Origin of the sequence: Streptomyces sp. 15-116A (assembly GCF_025290915.1) — a bacterium.
GTDB lineage: Bacteria > Actinomycetota > Actinomycetes > Streptomycetales > Streptomycetaceae > Streptomyces.
Genome location: NZ_JAOCQE010000421.1, coordinates 1 through 3804, shown reverse-complemented (window position 1 = coordinate 3804; position 3804 = coordinate 1). Strand labels below are relative to the sequence as shown.

The following is a 3804-nucleotide window of genomic DNA, read 5'->3' as shown; positions in this document are numbered from 1 at the left end:
GGTACCGCCGGTGTCACCGCGAGGGCCAGGGCCGCGCCCGGGAGGGCCGCGCGGCGGATGCCCGCGTCCTCGCGCAGGGCGGGGAGGACCAGGGCGGCCAGTACGGCGGGGAACGCGGCGTCCAGCCCGTAGCGTGCCGTGTCGCCCAGCGCGTCGCCGGCCAGCGCGCCCGCCAGCACGCCCACGTTCCACACGGTGAACATCCCGACGCCCGAGACCCAGAACGCCGCCCGGCGCCGTGCCGGGTCCGTCTGGGCCAGGGTGAAGGCGACCGTCTCGTCGGTCACCAGATGGGCGCCGACCAGCCGGGCGAGCCGCCCGGAGCCGATGTGCTCGGCGACGGCGAGGCTGAAGGCCGCTGTGCGGGTGTTGAGCAGCAGCCCGGTCACCGCCGCCGCGACCGGTCCGCCCCCGGCGAGCAGCACACCGACCGCGCTGAACTGGGCCGACCCCGCGTACACCAGCAGCGACATCGCCACCGGCACCCACACCGGCAGCCCCCCGGCCACGGCGATCGCGCCGAACGACACGCCGACGATGCCCCCGGCCAGGCAGACCAGGGACACATCACGGACGAGGTCGCCGTCGATGGCACCGCCGACGGCGCCTATCCTTGTTCGCTGTACCGAACGCATGTTTTCTACGATGGACAAGAGAGCAGCTGTTCGTCAAGCCGAACAAGTAGACCGCTGGAGCGAACGACATGGCCGAAGGTGCCCCGGGCGTCCCGCCCCGCCTCCCCCTCGACTGGATCGCCGCCGCCCTGCGCCGCGAACGCACCCGCGCCGGTCTCTCCCTGACCGAGCTGGCCAGACGCGCCGGTATCGCCAAGTCCACGCTGTCCCAGCTGGAGGCGGCGAGCGGCAACCCGAGCATGGAGACCATCTGGGCGCTGGCGGTGGCGCTCGGCGTGCCGTTCGCCGCGCTCGTGGAGCCGCCCGTCTCCTCGGTCCAAGTCATCAGGGCGGGCCAGGGACCGACCGTCCACTCCGAGCAGTCGAGCTATCTGGCCACGCTGCTGTCGGCGAGCCCGCCCGGAGCCCGCCGCGACATCTACGCCGTCGCCCTGGAGCCCGGCACGGTACGCGACTCGGAACCGCACCTTCCGGGAACGGTGGAACACATTGTGGTGAGCGCCGGACGGATCAAGGCGGGCCCCGGCGGAGAGAGCGTGGAACTCGGCGCGGGGGACTACATGGCGTACCGCGGGGACGTGGCGCATACGTACGAGGCGCTGGAGCCCGGCACGAAATTCGTCCTGATCATGCAGCACGTATGAGGCGCATTCGGGAGGAATTCACCGCGAATTCATGAGGGGGCGGCGGCCGGAAAAGGCAGGAGCCCCGTCGCCTGACGGCGCGGGGCTCCTTGGGTACTGCTAGTCGTTCCCGATCAGAGGAAGGATCTGAAGATCAGACCGGCGTGACGTTCTCCGCCTGCGGGCCCTTCGGGCCCTGCGTGACGTCGAAAGACACCTGCTGGTTCTCCTCGAGGGACCGGAAGCCGGTCGCGTTGATCGCGGAGTAGTGGACGAAGACGTCGGGACCGCCGCCCTCCTGGGCGATGAATCCGAAGCCCTTTTCGGCGTTGAACCACTTCACGGTTCCGGTAGCCATAAGCCCTCCTTGGGCCCAAAGGGTTGCCCTGCTCCAGAACCAGCAAGTGTGAAGACTAATTCTGCACAACTGCATATGTCTGAGAACGACGAGAGCCCGCGGTCACATGCTCCGCAGGCTCTGTACTGCAAGGGAAACCAAACTGCAACTTGCGATGAGCCTAGCACGGGGGCGCCGGAATGCAACAGAGGTCAAGATCACGTCACCCGAATGTTTGAACGCGCCCCCTGTCCCACCCGTCCCGCGCCAGGACGTCCTGCGGGCGGCGGGGCCGGAGGCTCCGCCGTGACACCCGAGGGCTAGCCTCACGATGTGGACAATCCTCGCACCCGGCCGCGCGTCGGCCACATCCAGTTCCTGAACTGCCTGCCCCTGTACTGGGGGCTTGCGAGAACGGGCACGCTCCTCGACTTCGAGCTGACGAAGGACACCCCCGAGAAGCTCAGCGAGCAGCTGGTGCAGGGCGACCTCGACATCGGGCCGATCACCCTGGTCGAGTTCCTCAAGCACGCGGACGACCTGGTCGCCTTCCCCGACATCGCTGTCGGCTGCGACGGCCCCGTGATGAGCTGCGTGATCGTCTCGCAGGTCCCGCTGGACCGGTTGGACGGAGCCCGGGTCGCCCTCGGGTCGACCTCCCGCACCTCCGTACGCCTCGCCCAGCTGCTGCTCGCCGAGCGGTTCGGCGTCCTGCCCGATTACTACACCTGCCCGCCCGACCTGAGCCTGATGATGCGGGAGGCCGAGGCCGCCGTCCTCATCGGCGACGCGGCACTGCGCGCGAACATGCTCGACGGGCCGCGCTTCGGCCTCGACGTGCACGACCTGGGCGCGCTGTGGAAGGAGTGGACGGGCCTGCCGTTCGTCTTCGCGGTCTGGGCGGCGCGCCGGGACTACCTGGAGCGCGAGCCGGTCATCACCCGCAAGGTGCACGAGGCCTTCCTCGCCTCCCGCAATCTCTCCCTGGAGGAGGTCGGCAAAATCGCCGAGCAGGCGGCCCGCTGGGAGGCCTTCGACGAGCGGACCCTGGCCCAGTACTTCACCACCCTCGACTTCAGCTTCGGCCCCCCGCAGCTGGAGGCGGTCGCGGAGTTCGCCCGCAGGGTGGGCCCGACGACGGGATTCCCGGCGGACGTGAAGGTGGATCTGCTGCAGCCGTGAGCCTGTGGCACCCGCGCACTACCCTGCTGGAAGGTTCCAGCGTCAGGGTGTTACGGGGGAGGGGTGGACGCGATGCGGCCGCTCGAAGTGGACGAACCCACGGTCGTGGGACCGTACCGGCTGCTCGGCCGGCTCGGCTCCGGCGGCATGGGCAGGGTCTACCTGGGCCGCAGCGCGGGCGGCCGCACGGTCGCGGTCAAGATCGTGCACCCGCACTTCGCGCTCGACGACGAGTTCCGCGCCCGCTTCCGGCGCGAGGTCGAGGCCGCGCGCCGGGTGGGCGGCGCCTGGACCGCCCCCGTCCTGGACGCCGACCCCGACGCCCGCGTCCCGTGGGTGGCCACGGCGTACGTCGCCGGCCCGTCCCTCGAGGCGGCGGTCGTGGACGCCGGCCCGCTGCCGACCGCCACGGTACGGGCGCTGGGAGCGGGCCTCGCCGAAGCGCTGACGGCGGTACACGAACTGGGCCTGGTGCACCGGGACGTGAAACCGTCCAACGTCCTGCTCACCCTCGACGGCCCCCTCCTCATCGACTTCGGCATCGCCCGGGCCATGGACGGCACGGCCTCCCTGACCTCGTCCGGCGTCTCCATCGGCTCCCCCGGCTACATGTCGCCCGAGCAGATCCTCGGCAAGGGCGTCACCGGCGCGGCGGACGTCTTCTCCCTGGGGGCGGTCCTGACGTACGCGGCGACGGGCGCGCCGCCGTTCCCCGGGGACTCCTCGGCCGCGCTGCTCTACAAGGTCGTCCACGAGCCGCCGGAACTGGGCGACCTGGACGGCGAGGTGCGCGCGGTGGCGGAGTCCTGCCTGAACAAGGACCCCGCCGCCCGCCCGTCCCCGGCGGAGGTGGCCCGCCGCCTGGCCCCCGAGGGCGCCGCCCGCCTGGTCACGGGCGGCTGGCTCCCGGGCCCGCTGGTGGAACAGGTCAGCCGGGCGGCGGTGCGGCTGCTGAACCTGGAGGCGGGGGAGGGGGCGGGGCCCGCGTCGGGTCCTGTGGCTTTTACGACGCCGGCGGTTTCGGGGG

Annotated in this window: 5 protein-coding genes; 3 read left to right on the top strand and 2 right to left on the bottom strand. The window is 71.3% G+C overall.

Translation table 11 applies throughout. The features are described 5' to 3' along the window. On the bottom strand, nt 1-635 hold a 635-nt coding region (locus tag N4P33_RS33645; protein WP_260830722.1), incomplete at its 3' end, for an AzlC family ABC transporter permease. 68 nt (nt 636-703) lie between these two features. On the opposite strand from N4P33_RS33645, the gene N4P33_RS33640 reads away from it, so the two are divergent. Then, complete coding sequence (locus N4P33_RS33640; protein WP_260830721.1) at nt 704-1279, top strand: helix-turn-helix domain-containing protein; 576 nt, start codon at nt 704-706, stop codon at nt 1277-1279. 133 nt (nt 1280-1412) lie between these two features. Here N4P33_RS33640 and N4P33_RS33635 read toward each other — a convergent pair whose 3' ends face one another. After that, nucleotides 1413-1616 carry a cold-shock protein gene (locus tag N4P33_RS33635; RefSeq protein ID WP_004984723.1) on the bottom strand — a complete coding sequence of 68 codons (204 nt, stop codon included), beginning with the start codon at nt 1614-1616 and terminating at the stop codon, nt 1413-1415. Between the two features lie 312 nt (nt 1617-1928). Between N4P33_RS33635 and N4P33_RS33630 the strand changes: the two genes are divergently transcribed. Both N4P33_RS33630 and N4P33_RS33625 read left to right on the top strand, forming a co-directional pair. Then, nucleotides 1929-2777 (top strand): menaquinone biosynthetic enzyme MqnA/MqnD family protein, encoded by an 849-nt coding sequence (locus N4P33_RS33630; protein WP_260830720.1) that lies wholly within the window; start codon nt 1929-1931, stop codon nt 2775-2777. Between the two features lie 72 nt (nt 2778-2849). Further along, nucleotides 2850-3804: serine/threonine-protein kinase (locus tag N4P33_RS33625; protein ID WP_260830723.1), on the top strand; the 955-nt coding region annotated here is incomplete at its 3' end.

Coding starts and splice junctions, on each gene's coding strand:
- N4P33_RS33640 (WP_260830721.1), top strand. CDS start 704: ATGGCCGAAGGTGCCCCGGGCGTCCCGCCCCGCCTCCCCCTCGACTGG.
- N4P33_RS33635 (WP_004984723.1), bottom strand. CDS start 1,616: ATGGCTACCGGAACCGTGAAGTGGTTCAACGCCGAAAAGGGCTTCGGA.